16 protein-coding genes and 2 pseudogenes are annotated in these 17,721 nt (G+C 60.3%); 9 read left to right on the top strand and 9 right to left on the bottom strand.

The window, feature by feature from the left end; all coding sequences use genetic code 11:
- Positions 1 to 314: 314 nt before the first annotated feature.
- Together RA167_RS15000 and RA167_RS14995 are read right to left on the bottom strand one after the other, a co-directional pair.
- Positions 315 to 851, bottom strand: coding sequence for an acyltransferase family protein (locus RA167_RS15000; protein ID WP_175972489.1), 537 nt, complete (start codon positions 849 to 851; stop codon positions 315 to 317).
- 412 nt (positions 852 to 1,263) lie between these two features.
- A complete protein-coding gene (locus tag RA167_RS14995; RefSeq protein WP_076788421.1) occupies positions 1,264 to 3,018 on the bottom strand; it encodes a hydrogenase maturation protein in 1,755 nt (584 codons plus the stop codon).
- A 653-nt stretch (positions 3,019 to 3,671) separates the two neighbouring features.
- Here RA167_RS14995 and RA167_RS14990 point away from each other — a divergent pair.
- A complete protein-coding gene (locus RA167_RS14990; protein WP_076788420.1) occupies positions 3,672 to 5,546 on the top strand; it encodes an acetoin dehydrogenase E1 component beta-subunit in 1,875 nt (624 codons plus the stop codon).
- A gap of 157 nt (positions 5,547 to 5,703) precedes the next feature.
- Here the strand turns inward: RA167_RS14990 and RA167_RS14985 are convergent, their stop codons facing one another.
- Both RA167_RS14985 and RA167_RS14980 read right to left on the bottom strand, forming a co-directional pair.
- On the bottom strand, positions 5,704 to 7,062 hold the full coding sequence (locus RA167_RS14985) for an F-box protein (protein ID WP_076788418.1): 1,359 nt from the start codon (positions 7,060 to 7,062) through the stop codon (positions 5,704 to 5,706).
- A 174-nt stretch (positions 7,063 to 7,236) separates the two neighbouring features.
- On the bottom strand, positions 7,237 to 9,066 hold the full coding sequence (locus tag RA167_RS14980; RefSeq protein ID WP_237574302.1) for an ArnT family glycosyltransferase: 1,830 nt from the start codon (positions 9,064 to 9,066) through the stop codon (positions 7,237 to 7,239).
- Between the two features lie 194 nt (positions 9,067 to 9,260).
- Between RA167_RS14980 and RA167_RS14975 the strand changes: the two genes are divergently transcribed.
- Positions 9,261 to 9,611, top strand: a complete 351-nt coding sequence (locus tag RA167_RS14975) for a superinfection immunity protein (protein WP_076788415.1) — start codon at positions 9,261 to 9,263, stop codon at positions 9,609 to 9,611.
- A 116-nt stretch (positions 9,612 to 9,727) separates the two neighbouring features.
- Here RA167_RS14975 and RA167_RS14970 read toward each other — a convergent pair whose 3' ends face one another.
- Positions 9,728 to 9,961 (bottom strand): hypothetical protein, encoded by a 234-nt coding sequence (locus RA167_RS14970; RefSeq protein ID WP_076788704.1) that lies wholly within the window; start codon positions 9,959 to 9,961, stop codon positions 9,728 to 9,730.
- Positions 9,962 to 10,028: 67 nt separating this feature from the next.
- Between RA167_RS14970 and RA167_RS14965 the strand changes: the two genes are divergently transcribed.
- Together RA167_RS14965 and RA167_RS14960 are read left to right on the top strand one after the other, a co-directional pair.
- Entirely contained in the window at positions 10,029 to 10,640 is a 612-nt protein-coding gene (locus tag RA167_RS14965; protein WP_076788413.1) for an alpha-ketoglutarate-dependent dioxygenase AlkB family protein, read from the top strand.
- A gap of 11 nt (positions 10,641 to 10,651) precedes the next feature.
- Complete coding sequence (locus RA167_RS14960; RefSeq protein ID WP_175972470.1) at positions 10,652 to 10,804, top strand: hypothetical protein; 153 nt, start codon at positions 10,652 to 10,654, stop codon at positions 10,802 to 10,804.
- A gap of 5 nt (positions 10,805 to 10,809) precedes the next feature.
- On the opposite strand, the pseudogene RA167_RS14955 reads toward RA167_RS14960, so the two are convergent.
- The 3 genes and pseudogenes from RA167_RS14955 to RA167_RS14945 all read right to left on the bottom strand — a co-directional run.
- Positions 10,810 to 10,959 (bottom strand): annotated as a pseudogene (locus RA167_RS14955) (helix-turn-helix domain-containing protein); the annotation flags it as partial.
- 68 nt (positions 10,960 to 11,027) lie between these two features.
- Complete coding sequence (locus RA167_RS14950) at positions 11,028 to 11,171, bottom strand: type II toxin-antitoxin system VapC family toxin (protein WP_217697114.1); 144 nt, start codon at positions 11,169 to 11,171, stop codon at positions 11,028 to 11,030.
- Between the two features lie 42 nt (positions 11,172 to 11,213).
- A complete protein-coding gene (locus RA167_RS14945; protein WP_217697113.1) occupies positions 11,214 to 11,417 on the bottom strand; it encodes a hypothetical protein in 204 nt (67 codons plus the stop codon).
- A gap of 883 nt (positions 11,418 to 12,300) precedes the next feature.
- Here RA167_RS14945 and RA167_RS14940 point away from each other — a divergent pair.
- The 4 genes and pseudogenes from RA167_RS14940 to RA167_RS14925 all read left to right on the top strand — a co-directional run bounded on the left by RA167_RS14940 (position 12,301) and on the right by RA167_RS14925 (position 15,122).
- A complete protein-coding gene (locus RA167_RS14940; RefSeq protein WP_076788410.1) occupies positions 12,301 to 12,561 on the top strand; it encodes a DUF1778 domain-containing protein in 261 nt (86 codons plus the stop codon).
- A complete protein-coding gene (locus RA167_RS14935) occupies positions 12,558 to 13,055 on the top strand; it encodes a GNAT family N-acetyltransferase (RefSeq protein ID WP_076788409.1) in 498 nt (165 codons plus the stop codon). Before RA167_RS14940 ends, RA167_RS14935 begins: the two co-directional genes overlap by 4 nt.
- Before the next feature lie 127 nt (positions 13,056 to 13,182).
- A pseudogene (locus tag RA167_RS14930) lies at positions 13,183 to 13,559 on the top strand (transposase); the annotation flags it as partial.
- A gap of 414 nt (positions 13,560 to 13,973) precedes the next feature.
- Positions 13,974 to 15,122, top strand: coding sequence for a porin (locus RA167_RS14925; protein WP_076788407.1), 1,149 nt, complete (start codon positions 13,974 to 13,976; stop codon positions 15,120 to 15,122).
- 172 nt (positions 15,123 to 15,294) lie between these two features.
- Here the strand turns inward: RA167_RS14925 and RA167_RS14920 are convergent, their stop codons facing one another.
- Positions 15,295 to 16,695: a GntP family permease gene (locus RA167_RS14920; protein WP_076788701.1), complete on the bottom strand. Its 1,401-nt coding sequence runs from the start codon at positions 16,693 to 16,695 to the stop codon at positions 15,295 to 15,297.
- Positions 16,696 to 17,354: 659 nt separating this feature from the next.
- Here RA167_RS14920 and RA167_RS14915 point away from each other — a divergent pair.
- Positions 17,355 to 17,645: a hypothetical protein gene (locus RA167_RS14915; RefSeq protein WP_237574303.1), complete on the top strand. Its 291-nt coding sequence runs from the start codon at positions 17,355 to 17,357 to the stop codon at positions 17,643 to 17,645.
- Positions 17,646 to 17,721 lie beyond the last annotated feature (76 nt).

Below are 17,721 nucleotides of genomic sequence, written 5' to 3'. Positions count from 1 at the left end.
TGCGGCACCCGACAAAACGCCGGTGCCTCTAACAGCGTGAAAAAGTGCGTGCAAAACGCAGCGTTCACACAAAGAAGCGCTGTGCAACGCGGTTTGGAGGCGCTGCACACTACGGCGGAGCACCAATCGGCGGCGCCGGGCAATAAAAAACCCGGTGGCAGCAGGTGCAATTGGCGGAAAAAACGGTATCCAAGACCCGCAGCCCGAATGCGACTACGCTGATTGTGCGCGCTCGCACGTTGGAGGTACTGATTCGGCATGCAAAATACCTGGCATGGCTTGCGGCGCAGACGGCGGGAAGCGAGCGAGATGGATTAACCGGCCTGCCCGCCTGAGGGACCAGCGGCGCGATGCTGGAGCGGTTCGCGCGACAGCCGGCTGCGCAATGCGTCGCGCAACGGTGCGACGATCCGCTCCTGGCACACCACTGCTGCCACCACAGTGCCAACCAGATAGGCCGGGTAAAGCGCCATCGACGGCACGACGTCGCGTGACGCGTTTACACATGCCGTGAACTGCTGCACGCATTGTAGCGGGTCCATGCCGATCGCCAGCAACTTTCCCAGCTTGGTGAAGACGAGAAACAATGGCAAATGGATGGCGAACAGCGACAGCGCTGCGTTGCCGAGCCGGGTGGCGAGCCGCGCGGCCGCGGTGGGCATCGTAACATGAGCACACACCAGGATCAGTGCGGCCTGGGATGGCAGCAGCGCGCCGTTATGCACAATGTACTGCCAGCCAAATCCGCCATGCTCGAGCGCCTTGACGCCGCCGATGAAGGACAGCGCGACGAAAGCGAGCGTTGCGGCACGGACCGCCCGCGCCCGGCTATGCCAGGCGTGGGCGCCCATGATTGAGCTAGATGTGGATGAACCGGGGAGGACGCTTGGGGAACGACGGAATGAAAGTACGGAACCGGTCGGTCCCCGCCGGCGGCGAGCGCCGGACAGACAGCATGGGAGGGACGTTGGCGCACGTGCGGCATGGCAGGGCGCAACACGCGTCGACGCAGCACAGCCGTCCGTGGGGGCAGCTGCAGCGGTCGCTGTCGTGCGCTTGCTGCGGCCGGGCCGTCGCTTGCGTCGCGTATGCCGTCGCGCGCGCGGCAACGCGTGCGCCGTGGGTGCGCACCGCCGGCGTCGCGCCAGGCGCGAACGCTGGAACCAGCGTGTTTCTGACGTGGTGGCTGTTGTATGCGTACGACAGCGATGGCATTGCCGTCGCAATATGTCGCGATGGCGATGAATCCGTGCCGGCCGGCTGTTACGCTTGAACGGGCGACGGCTCCTGTCGGTGCTGCGTATTGTGCGACTGCCGCACGCCGACGTCGCCAAGCAGGTGTAGCGGCGTTGCCGCACACGGGATTTTGTGAACGAATTGGTAGCGTAGTGCGTGGTAGCTGGCATCCGGATCATCGAAGGCTGCCTTCATCCGCTGCAATTCTTCGTCCCGATAGGCTTGCAGCGGCTTGCGTCGTTCGTCCATGCTTCGCACGCGCGCCTTGATGTTCAGATACGTCGAGAACCGTTCGTCCTGCGCGATCGTCTGGCAATGGCGTGACAGCAAAGCGTGATATTCAGTCCAATCCTCTGGCAGCACGTGGTCGACGAGGTTCATGCCTAGCGCTTCGTCCGCCACTACCGGCAAGCATGCGTCGACTAGGGCCTTCGCTCGTGCGGCGCCGGTGCGACGCGGCAATAGGTAAGTCCAGTACTCGGAGCCGTATAAGCCCATTGTCTGGTAGTGTGGATTGAGCACGACGCCGCGGCGGGCCAGCACGAAGTCGCATGCCAGTGGCATGATGGCGCCGCCGGCGCCGGCGTTGTTGCGCAGCGCGGCAATGGTGATCTTGCGTTCGGTCAGCAGGATGGTGCGCACTAAGTCGTTTATCGCATTGATGTTGCGCCACGACTCGCCGGCCGGATCCGGCGATGCCTCGATGCAGTGCAAATGAATGCCGTTGCTCCAAAAATCGTTGCCGCCCATTAGTACGATCACGCGCACGTCGTGGCGCCGACTCAGCGCGTCAAGCACATGAGTCAGGCGCGTGCATTGGCCGGTGCTCATCGCGCCGTTGTGGAAGTCGAATTCGACGTATGCCACCCGATGTTCGACATGGATGCGGATATCCTCGATAGCAGGCGAGTCCATCTCGGGTAACTGCTCTAGCCAGGCTGCGTCGCCGAACGCGGCGCGCAGCGCCAGCATCGCCGGGAGCTTGATGCCGGCGCCTGGACCGCGGCTCCCCGCCTTCATCTGCTTGATCCATACGGCACCGTCCCGCGTGGCGCGGCACACCGCGCCGTGCCGCTGGCCCAGCCATGCCCCCGGCGTGGCCTCATGTGCGATGCCCGTATCCGCTACCGCACCGAACAGATACACCGGCTGGCCATGGATCTCGTCACGCACGCCGGGGAAGCCGTCAGCCGCATGGATGCGGTTGACGATCGTATCGGTGTCGTCGGTGCTCCAGTCGATGCGGCGTGCATCCTGTCGCATCAGCACGTGGGGACGGCCCTTGACCGACGGGCGAGAATAGTCTTGCGGATGCGGCCGGAACCGCGGATTCGCGAAATCGACCAGTGCCTGCCGGATGAGCTTCACCGCGCCGGGTATGACATCACGTCGATAGATGCTGCCTTTGCTGGCCGTGCGCATCGCAAACCGGTGCGTCCCCCACACATCGCCGCCGTCCATTTCGGCGCTGGCTTGCAGCAGGGTAACGCCCCACTCGGATTGCCGGTGGGTAATCGCCCAATCCAACGCGGACGGCCCCCGATCGCCCTCGATTCCCGGGTGCACGACCAAGCACGGCCAGGCGCGCCATACCGTGTCGGGAATGCGATGTTTCAGGAATGGACAGATGATCATATCCGGATTGACCTGTTCAGCGCGAGCCAGCATCGTGTCCGGGTCCGGCGACAATTCAATGCAGACGCGATGCTCCAGTGCAATGAGTTCGCGATGAACACGCTGGACCATGCCGTTATAGGCCGAGGCAAACAGCAGAATATCCAAGCGCCCCCCAGATGGTGTTTGCGATATCGAGCAATCAAAAAACGCGAATACAGCGTGAAGCGTAGCAATCCCACCTCGCGCGACGACAGGGATGCCGAAGAAAGCGACGGGAAGGCGAAGTGATGGGCGTTGAAAGGGTGCTGTGTGGCGCCTAAGCAAACAGAAATCCGCTTTCGGAAACATCGACCGGTGATGCCCGGATGCCCGGAAAAATGTGCCGGACTCAGCCCGGCCGGACTACCAAGACATGGGTAAAACTGAGCTGTGAAGCAGGCATATCATGCCGGCTACCGTGATGTCGCGGAAAATTAATCCATATTGTCCGATGAGTTAGCAATCCAAAACAGAAAGACCCAATTTGTACTATACCAATAAAACCGGTGTGGGTGACTTGATTGGTTCATATATTTCGCCCAAATCGTTATATAAGCAACGATTGTTTCCTTATTGATCTTTACTTGGCGCTTCGCGCGTGATACGTTTCGCGCCTCATACTTTCAATTGCATTACATGCAGTTCAGCCAGCAAATGAGTTGACGCGCACGCCGGTGCCGAGGCAGCGCTATTGCTCTGCGTCTAACATTTAATAGAAGGCCGTCGGTCTTTTTTAAAGATTATCCGGTTCTTCGGAGGGCTGCTTTTAACCACTTAAAATGGTGACCATCATGAAAATGGAATTAAATAAATGTCTTTGCCGGTTGATTAAGCCAGGTCGAGTATCCTCCAGCGCAATGGTGATCGCTGTTGCGCTGTCCATGAATGCGTGTGGCGGAGGGGGAGGCGAGCCCGGTGTCGGCGACGCGATGGTTGCCGGCCAGCCTGATACGCGGACTGTGACCGTCCTTCATACTTCGGCGCTGTCCAAGCAGCCGGCTTCGATGTCCTCCGAAAACTCGGCTTCGGTGCTGTCCGAAGGGCCGACTTCGGCGTCATCCGAAAAGCCTGCTTCAGGGCTGTTCGGGGAAGCTGTCACGAGTTATTTTCAAATGCAGGCCAGTGACGGAACACGGGATTTAGCGGCTACCGTCGGCATGGTGCCTATTGAGGGCGCATCCGACGACGACCGGATCGTCTACGTGGCCTATACCCAGCGCGATGCGGAACCCTCGTCCCGCCCAGTCACCTTCTTGTTCGGTGACAGCGTTCGACAGGATCCGCTGCGTTCTACCGGCTATCTGTTGCTGGCAACGGTCGGTCCTATCGTCGGGAACCTTTCGGGCCGAGAATGCTGGGATCGATATGACAACGTCTCTACGTTGCTCGACGTGTCCGATCTGATTTTCGTCCATCCTACCGGATCGGGATTGGGCGATTTCTGGGGCAGCCCTCATGCGGGGAGAACGGCAATGCGTTTCATTGATAACTATCTAGATGCGCATCAGAGGCGTGGCTCGCCAGTGTACCTTGTCACTCACGGTGCACGTGTGGCCGGTCATGCAATGGATTTATTGAAAACGAGGCCTCACGGGTTCGCCGGCATGGCGATGCTCTCGCCGGTCTTGGGGCCGGACGGGCGTGCCGAACATCGGGAGCCGCCTGCCGAGATATCGTGGGAGCTGGGCGCGCAATGGCTCCTACACCTGGATGCCGATCTTGGTCTTGACGCCACGCGCCATTTGCCTACCGAGCTCGATCGTCTGTGGCAGTCGCCGTACGATGTCGCTGGCGATATCCGACGTTGCGCCAATGATTCGTTCTGCGCCCAAAGCAGCGAGGCACCGCCATGGTCGGCAGGCGCGCTAGTCGATGCGTTGTCGGTAGCTGACGCGCCTCGGCTGTTTATCGCATATGGTTCAGACGTTCAGGAGCAGGCGTTTTCGTCTGAACTGAGCCGCCTGAATGTGCATCCCACGCTTGCCAATCGAATCCAGGTGGAAAGCTATCGCGGCTTTCAAGAGGGTGATTCACGGCGAGACTTGTTTTATCTGGACGAAGTATCGCGGTTACTCCTCCGAGGAGGCCTCCAGTGGCTTTATGCGTCGCGCGATGATGCATCCGTTGGCGGTTTGTCACACAAGGAGAAGCCAAGTCGAACGATCGCACGATCCGATGCATTGTTGCAAGAACGCGATAGCGGCCTGGAGCTGGACATGATGGGTGACACGACGCGCGACTCACCGGCGGACAGCGTGCTTGTGCAGCAGGAGGACACCTGGATATCGATGCCGCGCCAGTTGGACCGCAGTTGGCTCGACCAGCTAAGCAATCCGTTCCGGGAAGGTCTGTCAGAGGACGAGTGCCTCGAACGAGCGTGCCAGTTAACCTTTGCACTGTTGCAAGAAGCCGAAAATTGTTTGCGGACGGGCCCGACATGGCAGCCGAGAAGGCGCCAGTCGGCCGATAGTGTTTTCGCGCAGGACGATGGCGTGCTCCATCTGCCGCGGACCAGCGTATCGGAGACGACGGTGTCTGGTTATGGCGATGTGCGGAGACGGGGTTCAAGGCTGACGCCAATCCGAGTCGAGCCAGAATTGACAGAACCGCGTTGGCCTGACCTACCGACGCCGCCGGCCTCGCCCGAGAAATAACCCTCCAACGGTGCGCGTGGGCAGCGTGCGAGAGAATGCGCACGCTGCCATACAGAGGTGACCTGGTGACACAACGTCACATGCTACCGGCGCAGGCGCTGATAGACGGATCACTCCAAGTGGACACTTTGTTGCCGGCCACCACCGGATTTCGCGGTCACGGTATGAAGCAGGCAAGCAGTGCTGCACCCGCTTGCTTGGTGAGGTGGTTGCGTTGGACAAAGGCTATTGTCTCTCTCACGGCATTTTGCCGTTGTCCTTTGCCCAGCATGTTAATCACGCCATCGCGCCGGGCCGCATCCAGCACTTCCAGCGCATCGACGCCGTTTGTGTCACTGCCATCGAGCAAACGCAGCGCACGCTGCCAAATCTGCCGCGACAGCGTGTCGTGCAACCGAGGCGTGGTTTCGATCAGCCGGTGGACTGCTTGTATGCGCACCGGAGGGGGCGTGCGCAACAGTGCGGACTCCAGCATCGAGAGTTTGTCGGCGTGCTGCGCTGCGGGCAAGGTGGTCAGCCCCAGCAGCAGTTGTTGCAGCGTGATCATCAGCTGTTCGGATGGCAGCCCCAACGCCAGCTGCTGCATGTCTGCGTAGCGAAACGGGCGTTGTGCATCGGGCAGTCCGCTCACAGCCGCGGCTAATGCGCCGACTGGCGCACCTTGAAGCGAGGGCGGCAGGCGCCGTGTCCAGTCCTGCAATATTCCGTATTCCATCGACACGTCGAGGGCCGCGCCGTGGCTGCTGTCGCGCAATACAGATAGTTGCGTCGCCAACACGGCGATGAGTTCGGCTTGTTGCGTCTGGTCAAGCGAGGGTAGGCGGCCCAACAGCGCCTGATACCGCGCCGCGAATTGCGACGGCCCCAATGGCAGGCATGACAGCGTCGAGGCAAGCGACGCCCACAGGTTCTGATGGCCGTTCCGATGTTGCTCGGCAATCGCCTGCATGAAGTCGAATAATTCCACGCGCTGTTGCGGTGCGTATTGGGCAATCGATACGATCATCAGTTGTTGGATGACATGGCCATGTCGGGGGATTCCGTCTGCCGCGCGGAATAGGCGTTTGAAGGCCTCCGGTCGTTCGGCGGCCGGCAGCCATGGCAGCCGGTACCAGAGCGCCACGACGGGGTCGGTGCGCAGGCTGGGCTCGAACTGGAGGTCCTGCGTATCGTCGAGCAACTGTTGCAGCGACGCGAGGTCCACGATCGTTTCGGCCCGTCGGCAGTTGCGCCATGCCAGTCGTCGTTCGCGCAGGATCCCATAGGAGCGTTGGTTCAGCGCGGAAAGCTGTGCGATATCGTCGCACGACAGGTACGACGCGATTTGCTGGATCACCTCCGGCGGCAGATCATCATACGTGGTTCGGCTTGCTGGCGCGAATGCAGCGTTACAAACGACGTGACCGGTGCGCGCGGGCCGCGGGGGCGCGGCAGCGGCCTGCACGGAGTGTCGGCCGTCGGTGGCATAAACGGCGAACTTGACGGCATTAAAAGCGTCGTTGAAGTCGAGATCCATCGGCGGGTCAGTTAGTCGTGATCCACGTTAGATGAAAGCCATCCGAAAGATTGTACGTCAACAAGGGGCGAAGATCAGTCATATTTTTTCTTGATGCGCGCCAATCTAAAATATATTGGTTAATTGGTTACAATTCCGACACTGTTGCGCGTACCCGTGTCGCGGCCTGTGTGCCTACGATCGCGTGTCCTCGCGCACGAACACGCGCAGGCGCTCGTGCGTATCGCCTTGGCGGGCACCTTGCCACACGCGCTTCCAGCCGTCGTAACCTGCGTCCAGCTTCGACGTATCATCCTGCACGATCAGCCAGCGGCAGGCGCTCGACGCGGCCATGTCGAGCGGCACAGGCCGATGCACGATACCGGTCACGTATTCGAGCATTGGCGCTTCCGATTCGCCGAGGCCAACGCTGGCCATGCAATCGCCGCTGTGCCAGTCGGCATGGAGCGACGCGGCCAGTTGCTCGAACACTGGCGTATAGCTCTTTGCGCGGTCCAGCCACGGCAGCAGCAACGTGAAGACAAGCCCCCAGGCGAGCGTCACGCCGGCGCACCAGACAAATGGCGCTTGGGCGGGTCCGAGCCGTCGTGCATATTGGCATGCGGCGAACCAGGCGATGCACAACGCAATGGCCAGCGCCACCGCTGGCGGCTGGAACGGAACCACGTAGTCCAGCGGCAGCCACTTTTGTAACCATCGGGCGGCGTCGTGCGCCGCGATCGGCCGCATCATCACCGCCCAAACGAACCAGGCCAACGCGCCGAACGCGGTAAACAGCACGAGGCTCAGCGCGCTCCATCCGCGTCGCAGCGCGGCGGGCAATTGGGCCACTCCATCCGCGCCGAGCACGGCGAGTGGAGCCACGAACGGCAACAGGTACAGCACCCGTGCGGTCGCTGACAGGCTGAGCAGTCCGATGCCGAACACGCAGAAAAGCAGCGCAATGCCGGTCGCCGGCTGGGTGATCTTGCGCCAGCCGCCGTGTGCGAGTGCGTACAGGGCCAGTGGACCGCTCGGAAACGCGCCGATCAGCAGCGCGCGCAGTACCACCGCATGATCGTTGTCGGAGCCCAGCCGATCCACTGAGAAACCGAGAAAGCGGCCCACGTTGTTGTCCCAGAACCAGTCGATGAACAGCTCAGGCGAGCGATGGGCGAGCAGTGCCGGCCAGACGAGAAAAAACGGTACGCTTAGCCCCATCGCGAGCACCACCGCCGCGACGTAGCGGCGCGAGCGGCACGCGGGCGTGAGCGCCGGTAATGCGGCCGCGGTCAGCGCCAGCACGCCGGGGATGAACAATCCCTTGGTCATCTGCGCGATGCCGGTGCCGATGCCGAACCATGCCACGTCGGTGAACGTTGCGCTGTGACCAGCCTGCATGCGCAGTGCGATCCGGTATAAGCCGTACAGTGCGCAGACGGTCCCGGTTACCAGTGCGACGTCCGTGAACAGGTCGTGTACGTGCTTGACCATGATCAGGGTGCCGCTGAACAGCGACAGTGTGACGAGCGTCGCTTGCCATGGATCGCGGCACTCACGCGCTGCTGCGCCGCCGGTATGACTCTTGTCGCGCGCGCGCAGGCGGCTCCACGCCGCTAACACCAGCAGTGTGACGGCGCCGCACAGCACCGTCGTGAGCCGGGCGCCGTCATGCAGCGGCAGCCATCGCGACAGGCTCCCGGCTACCAGCGCTGCGACCCAGTAGTACAGCGGTGGCTTCTCCATGAACGGCTGCCCAGCGTTGATGGGGACGATCCAGTCCTTGCCGTGCAGGAACGATTGGATCATGCCGAACGAATAGGTCTCGTCTTGCTTCCACGGCGCGTGGCCGAGTATGCCGGGCAGCAGGTATAGCAGGGCGGCGAGTACGATAAGTGCAGTGCGACGTAGCGCGAGGGGCGGCGCGGCCCATGAGTTGCTGGCCGACAGCGCATCCGGCGTCGGCGCACCTGGATGCGTGCCGCGAGCCGGCTGCTGCGGCGTGCGAATTGGCTTGGACTTCATACAGCGTTGTGAGAGGGTACTGACCATTTCAACGGCCAGGTTGGCCGGCAGGAGTGGTGAGCATACAGGAAGCCGCCCTGTCCGTTTGTCAAATGGCGGATCGCACGCCTGTTCGTTGCGGCTTCGGCGTTCGGCGCCGGGCATCGCCGGTCCTCGTGCTGCGGCACGGGGCAAGCTCGACTATAGTGTCGGACATGAGGATCACAATCATTCAACTGGTCCAGGCACTGGCGGTGTTGCTGTTGTATTTTGCCCCGTCGATCGTGGCTGACCGGCGCAAGCGGCCGGATACGTTGATGCTGGCTCTGTTCAATGTCTGCCTGGGGTGGACGGTTCTTGGATGGCTGCTTGCGCTGCAATGGGCGCTTGGGCCAGTCGCGCATACGGTCGATGTCGGCAAGTTGACGGTGCGGCGGCGCACGTCGACCATGCGCATGTTGTCGAACAGCTTGACGCAGCGCGCTCGGCGCACGGATGTGCGCGATGCGCAACGGGAAGCGGACGTCAAGGCGGCGCGGGCGCGGGCGCGCCGCGGTGAATTCTAAACCGTAAGACGGCCGCATCCCCCGGCGCGTCGCCGCTCGAGCCGCACGGCAAACAGGCGCAGCCTCCCATCGCGCCGTGCACGCTGGCGCAGCGTTTGCGACACTGGCTGCGTTGCTCAGCCCAGGCCGTCGAGCATTGAGCTGAGCACTTCGTCGAACGCCTGTTGGGCGTCTTCCAGTTCCTGCAGTGCCGCGTCAAAGGTACTCAGCGCGAAGCCCGATGGGCGGCCGTCGCCTTCAGGCGGGAATTGTTTCTGCAGCGCGGCGAATGCACTTTGCACGCCAAGGGTCGCGGTCACCACGCGCTGCATGGCCCGCGTTTCCGCTGCCCGGATCTGTTCTACCGACATGGTGTGCATCCTGAATGGTTGGGACAAAAAGGATACTATCAGGGCTCATGCGTCGTTTCGTCGTTCTATGCTGGATCTTTTTGATGACGTTCCGAAACCGGACATAGATTGGTATCCGAATTGCCTCACACCTGCCGTGGTGGCGGACTCGCTGCGCCAGCTTATGGACGAGGTCGCGTGGCGACAGGACTGGATCAACACGCCGCGCGGCCGCATTCCGCTGCCGCGGTTGACCGCTTGGCAGGGCGATCCCGACGTCGTCTATGTATATTCCGGCATTGTGAACGTGCCGGCGCGATGGACGCCCACGGTGCTGGCGCTGCGTCGAATCGTGGAGCGCGTGGCCGCCACGCGGTTCAATAGCGTATTACTCAATCGCTACCGTCACGGCAAGGATGGCATGGGTTGGCACGCCGATGACGAAGCGTCGTTGGGCCAGCAGCCTATCATTGGCTCACTCAGTCTCGGGGCGGCGCGCACCTTCGAGTTGCGCCATAATGCGACCGGGGTCGTGCATAGGCTCAGGCTCACCAGCGGCAGTTTGCTCGTGATGCGAGGCCGGACGCAGGCTGAATGGAAGCACCGCGTGCCGAAGGCTGCTGGACTGGCTGCTGAACGGCTCAACTTGACCTTCCGTTGGGTCGAGTCCACACAGCGCACAGCGGCCGGGCGTGCGTGAATGCGGCGCCTGTGCCAGACTCGATCACGGTCGCCTATGCGCTCGGCATGGGCGAGGTGAAACTGCTCGGCAAGATCGGCACCACGAAGGCGGACATCGATCACTTGTGCAAGCGACTGCATCGGCCTCAGAAACCTTTTGGCCTGGACTTCGAGCGGCTTTGAGATTAGAGACCTGCTTCGCCGGTTTCCTGATAGCGACGTAGCCATTTGCGAAGTGTCGGTCGGGAGATGCCACACCGAGCGCACACGGGGCCGGCGTTGCCGGCCTCGTGATACATGTGCACCCAACGTAATCGCGCGGCGATCTCTCGGTCCATCGCCTCATTTTAGTTGAAACGATGTCTGTGAATCGCACACCACCTGCCGACTCAAGTCGCCTCGTGCACTATACCCAGTTTTTCAGGATGAGCGGCGCTTCGATCCGATCGTAACGGCGACTGTTGTTGGTGACCAATATCGCACCCGCTGAAAGCGCGTGCGCGGCAATCATCATGTCCATCTCGCCAATAGGTTGCCCGGTGCTGATCAACTGGTGACGAATCTCAGCATACCAATCAGCCGCTTCGGCGTCCTACTGTAAAGTACGAACGATTTTGAGGAACTGACGTACCGCCAAATGCAAACGATGCCCAAGAGGCAAACGCTTCAGGCCGTACAGCAGTTCGGCCCGGGGCATCACCGAAATACAGACCGTCGCTGGTACTAAACTCACCAACTTGGCCTCAATCGCGGGCGACTTGTCTTTGATTAGATAGCTGGTGATGTCGGTGCCCAAGAGATACAGCATAGTTACCGACACGCTTGGTTCTTCAAGGGAAGTTCATCACCCAAAATCCCTTGATCTTGCGGCGCCATGTTCAACGGGCGGTCGCCAAGAAATTCGTCCGGCACATCAATGGAACGGAGTAACTCGAAGAAATTCCAGCGGCAAGCGTACTGCTTGGCTGGCCCCATTTTTGAAAAGCTTGGCAATACGGGTATCGATCATAAAAAAACTTTACAGACTGCGTATATACAGCAGTATAGATTTTTTGGCGGCGACTGTTGAACACTGTTTTCCCCGCCCTGAATGACGAAGCTTGTCGCGCTTCGGATCAGCCTGCCAACCAACTAGCTAGCATCATCCCAAAAAGCAGCCAAACGATTTGGCTAACCTTATTAGTTGTCCGCACGCCAGCATTGTAGATCCGGCCTACCCGATTCAGTTTTGCGTCGCTCACGACGCTTTCTTGCATCGACCCTCAGCCACACAGGCTTTCCAAATCGCAGCGCGCCAGCTGTAGTCTAGCGAGCGCGCCCACTGAATAGCTTCGAGCGACGTATTGGCCTCAACCATGGTTCGAGCCGCTTTCTCACCATCGCTTCGGCTTCTACCTCGGGCGTTTTGTCTCCCTTATACGCAATAATGATCTGCACAACGACACCGCGGGGAGAAAAGGTCACCTGGCGCACATCGACGACTGAATATAGACTGAAATCTCCCGCAGGCGGCCAATTCGGCGAAACGGCGATCAGCAACGCCGGCGGAATCGATCCGACCATTTCCGCAACGCCCGTTGTCAGGCCAGGCACCTCAAATGCTGGCTGACGGTTCTGTTGTGCTGACAGTAGATACACATTAGTTTAGTGTATCTGTTGTGTATGCAAAGGAGCTTAACATGCGAGACGCCGCTATTAATCTGCGTGCATTGCCTGAACAGCGCGATCTAATAGACCATGCCGCAAGCCTACTCGGCAAGAACCGCTCTGACTTCATGCTTGAAGTTGCGTGCGAGCGAGCGCAAGCGGTTGTGCTGGATCAGGTCTTTTTCCATCTGGACGCTGACAAGTTCCAGCAGTTCGTGGCAATTTTAGATGCGCCGCAAAGTGCCAATCCGGGCCTTAAGCGCTTGATGAAAATTAAGGCCCCCTGGAAGTGAGGGTGGAACTTTTTGCCCTACAGCCCCTATGCGCTCAGCATCGGCTTGACGAGTTCGACTGTGGCGAGTCAGCTTTGAATGAATGGCTTAAGCGTCGAGCGTTAATCAACCACCTGAGCGGAGCCAGCCGTACATTTGTCGCGGCTAATGCTGACCATCGCGTCTTCGGTTACTATGCGTTGGCAGCAGGGGCGGTTTCACATCAGCAAGCCACTGGCGCGGTTCGTCGCAATATGCCGGACCCGGTTCCGGTAATGGTACTGGCTCGGCTTGCAGTCGACCTACGAGCCCAGGGCATTAAATTTGGCGCAGCCTTGCTGCAAGACGCGGTATGCCGGGTGCAAGCTGTATCGGAAAATGTCGGCGTTCAAGCTTTGCTTGTCCATGCGCTGCATGAGCGTGCGCGTCAGTTTTACGAGCGCTACGGATTCCAATCCTCGCCAGTGCATCCTATGACGTTAATGCTGCGCTTACCGCAAGACAGCCACCCGTAAAGGATCGCTGGCTGTAACGATGCGAGCCGCCAATGCGGCGTCGAATTCGTCCAAGCGCTCGTCTGTCTTACGGCGAACGGTTTGATCGCGTTTATGCCGAAAACGAGTGCGAACCGCAAAAAGGTTCGATGCCAACGGAAAGCCGATCACGGCAAACTTGACTGGCGCCAACCGTCACGATGTAACACAACTGATTCCGCTGGTTGAGGCCATCGTGCCAATTGTGGCGTACGTGGGCGGCCTCTGAACTATTCTGGCCGCGTGTACGCCGATCGTGATTGCGACCACAAAAAATACCGACGCATCCTTAACGAGCGATACATTCCCACAAGCATTGCCCGACGAAGCCACTCACACGGCAGTGGCCTCGGGAAGTTGCGTTGGGCCACCGTCGAGCGTACGCATGCTTGGCTGCATCATTTCCGCCGTCTGCGTATTCGCTTTGAACGTCGCGCTGACATTCACGAAGCGTTTCTCAAACTCGGTTATTGCTTGCTCTGCTAGAATACCCGTCAGTGAGCGCAATAGTCTTTACGAAACCGTCTCTTAATAGTGAGATATTGGAAGTGCTGCTTCTCTAGTCCGCAAAGTGTCGTTACCTGGACACTGGTAAAGGCCGGTGGATGCTAGCGGGGATAGGGCTCCAGCATCGCGTCGCAATCGAGCAACATAAAGCATTGCCTATCGTTATTGACTCGCCCAAATGATTTGGATAAATCCAATAAATTCAGGCATTAACGCGCGCCATGCGCTTTATCACAGATAACGAAAAGGACTATTGCGCGATGCGGCATGCGACCCTTCCAGTGTGGGCATACACTCGACTTAATCCCACGGCGTATGCTGGACTATCGATTAGCCGAATGCACAAACGGCACGGTCTCGGGAGGCCCAATCTAAATAGCATAGGAGAAGCAGATGAAAAAGACTCTATTGGCTGCCGCGGTGTGCGGCACGTTTGCTGTCTCGGCTCACGCGCAAAGCAGCGTGACACTTTACGGCACGCTTGATGCAGGTCTGGTCTATACCAACAATCAACTGGGCCACAGCAATTGGCAGCAAGCAAGCGGCTCGGTATCGAATACCTATTTCGGACTGCGTGGCGATGAGGACCTGGGCGCCGGCCTGCATGCCCTCTTCAAGTTGGAGAACGGCTTTAACTTGAATAATGGACGATATAGCGAAAGTGGTTCGATCTTCAATCGGCAAGCTTATGTCGGGCTACGTAGCGATCAGTATGGCGCGTTGACCCTGGGACGCCAATACGATTCGGTGGTTGATTACTTGGCACCGCTGTCCGCGGCGGGCTATGGGTATAGTAACAACCTCGCTGGCCACCCGTTCGACAACGACAATCTCGACCACGCGTTCTCGATCAAGAACGCGGTTAAGTACACGAGCCCAAACTATGACGGCGTGCAGTTCGGCGGCTTGTATGGATTCAGCAACGCGGCCGGCCAGTTCTCGAACAACCGCGCATGGAGCGTCGGCGCGTCTTATGCGAACGGTCCGCTCAACGTGGCCGCCGCGTATCTGCAATTGAACAATTCGGGCAGCACAAATACCGGTGCGGTGGCTCTGGGCAATGGCGATGCAAACGTAGCTGCTGTGCTTCAACGTACGTATGGCGTCGGTGCAAGCTATGCGTACGGCCCGGCGAATGTCGGTTTCGTATGGACGCATACGCGCTTTGACAATATGCAAGGTGTAAATCTCGGCGGTCAAACCCTTGGCGGCCTCGGCGGCACGAATCTCGGGATGGACAACTATGAGATCAACGGCCGCTATGCGCTGACGCCGGCGCTGAGCCTTGCAGCGGCTTATACGTACACCGACGGGCGCGTCAGTAGCGCGGACGGCAACGGCGATCCGAAGTGGCATACCGTCTCGCTGCAGGCGGATTACGGCCTGTCTAAGCGCACCGATGTCTACGTCGAAGGCGTGTACCAGCATGCGTCCGGCCAGTTGGGTAAGCTCGGCGCGAACTTCGCCGCGATCAACACGCTGTCGCCGTCGACTACCGGCAACCAGGTTGCCGCGGGAATCGGCTTGCGCCATCGGTTCTAATCGCGGTACGCGACGCTTTGCTCGAAGCGTCGCAAACGAGTGGCACGCTCGTGATTCGCAGTGATCGCACTGCGCGGCGTTGCGCCCGATGCCGCGCGCGATCCCGCCCGCCTCTATCTCGGCAATTCGGCCGTATTGGTCACCGAATACGACCGCCAGAATCTGTGTTTTTCTAGATCAGTCCGGTGACGTAGAATACGGCGATCACGAAGAACACGGCGAGCGTCTTGATGACAGTGACCGCGAAGATGTCGCGGTAGGATTCGCGGTGAGTTAGACCGGTGACGGCCAGCAGCGTGATTACCGCGCCGTTGTGCGGCAGCGTGTCCATGCCGCCGCTGGCCATGGACACGATTCGGTGCAGCACGTCCAGCGGAATCTGGGCAGCCTGTGCGGCCTCCACGAACATGTTGGACATCGCCGCCAGCGCGATGCTCATGCCGCCGGACGCCGAGCCAGTAATGCCGGCGAGCGAGGACACCGAGATCGCGGCGTTGACCAGCGGATTGGGAATGCTGCGCAGTGCGTCGCTGACCACCAAGAAGCCGGGCAGTGCCGCGATCACGCCACCGAAGCCGTACTCCGATGCGGTATTGAGCGAAGCGAGCAGCGCGCCGGCCACCGCGGCCTTGGTGCCGCTGGCAAAACGCTCACGAATGCGGGTGAACGCGCTGAGCAACACCAGCACGATACCCAGCAGCAGCGCGCCCTCCACTGCCCAAATCGCAATCACCCCCTTGGTGGCGATACTCAGCGGCGGGTGCACGCCGGGCAGCACGCTGGGCGCCACTGTATATTCGGCGCCATACCATTGTGGGAGCAGTTCGGTCAGCGCGAAGTTGGCCACCCCCACCAGCACTAGCGGCGCGAGGGCCAGCGCGGGATGTGGCAGGCTTGCCGACTCGACGTGCTCCGGTTCGTTGACCAGTGACGTGCCGTAGCCCTCGCCGCGCTTGAGGGCAGTGCGTCGGCGCCATTCGAGATACGCCAGCCCCACGACAAGGATGAATGCTGCGCCAATCATACTCAGCGCCGGCGCAGCCCAGGCGGTGGTTTTGAAGAAGGTGGTCGGGATGATGTTCGGGAGCTGAGGCGTGCCGGGCAATGCATCCATCGTGAACGAAAACGCGCCTAGCGCGATCGCGCCGGGCATCAGCCGCTTCGGAATGTTGCTTTGCCGGTACAGTTCGGCGGCGAATGGATACACGGCGAACACCACCACAAACAGCGACACGCCGCCGTAGGTGAGTAGCGCGCAGACGGCGACGATGACGGCGTTGGCGCGTGAGCGGCCGATGTACCGGATGGCCGCGGCTACGATCGACTCGGAGAATCCGGATAGCTCGATGACTTTGCCGAACACGGCGCCGAGCAGGAATACGGGGAAGTAGAGTTTGATGAAGCCGACCAGTTTCTCCATGAAGATACCGGAGAATACCGGGGCGACGGCGGTCGGGTCGGTGAGCAGTACCGCGCCCAAAGCGGCCACGGGGGCGAATAAGATCACGCTGTAGCCGCGGTAGGCGGCAAACATCAGAAACGCCAATGCGGCAATTACGATCAAGAACGACATGTCGACTCCCGCTCCATGATGGCCTTCGAAGGCCACTTGTGATTTTCCTTGCAGTGCCCATGGCGTGGTGTAACGCTGGCTTAAGCACGAGCGCGCCATTGTGCCGCAAGCCGCATCCCACCGGTGATAAAGGGCACCTAAGGCCAGCTGTATCGATACTCGACCGGTGATAATGCCGCAAAGCGCCAATATTGTCTCATGATGTCGGTATGATGGGGTCGGGACGTAGATTCCGACAGGCACTCAAAATCGCTTGGGGGTATCAGGTATCGGGTATCGGGCGGCGGAAGCCGTGCCGATTGCTGGTAAAGTTTCGAATCCTTGTTTGACGAAGTAGCGAGGTGGATGTGGCAGTTTTGCAGATTTCCCGGCATAGGCGGCCGATCGCGGCCGCAACAATCGCTTTTGCGGCATTGGCGTGGCTCGGCGCGTGCGCACCAGTCGCCGGCCCGAGCGAGGTGGATCCCGCCGACGCAGCGGCGCTGAGGGCCGGGTCTGGGCGCGGTGGGCAGCCGTCCTTCGCTGCCCCAGCAACGGCCTCGACGCTCGCGGCGGCACCTGGCGCCGAAGCCACGTCGTCAAATGCCGAAAAAGGACAGAATGGTCTGGCACGGGATATCGTGGTAGGCGGCGTTTCAGGCTATCACGTCACGTTGAGAATGACTCCCCCGGCGCAAGTGTGCGATGCCGATGCGTTCGTCGATGGTGTGAGAACAGGATATATCACCACATGGAACGGCCTGGTTGCCGCCTCCGGTGGCGCGTCCGACAACGGCGCATTGCATCGGCCGGTGTTCGACCCGGCGCCTGTCGTGCCGTCCGATGAGCGTTACCGATTACAGTGGAAGGGCGGCCCTGAACCGGCCAATGCGTGTGCGGCGTACGGCTATCAGATTGGCAAGGTCATGGGCACCCGCCAGGCGTACATCGACGCGCGTGGTGCTTCCTGAGCGCGGCGCTCGCGGCGATTTCCGAGCGTGCGTAAGGCGGACGTCGCAGATGCTGCTTCAGAGCGCCACCGCTGAA

It is taken from the genome of Mycetohabitans endofungorum, assembly GCF_037477895.1.
Lineage (GTDB): Bacteria > Pseudomonadota > Gammaproteobacteria > Burkholderiales > Burkholderiaceae > Mycetohabitans.
The sequence above is the reverse complement of the archived record's forward strand: the minus strand, read 5'-3'. Positions and strand labels throughout refer to the sequence as shown.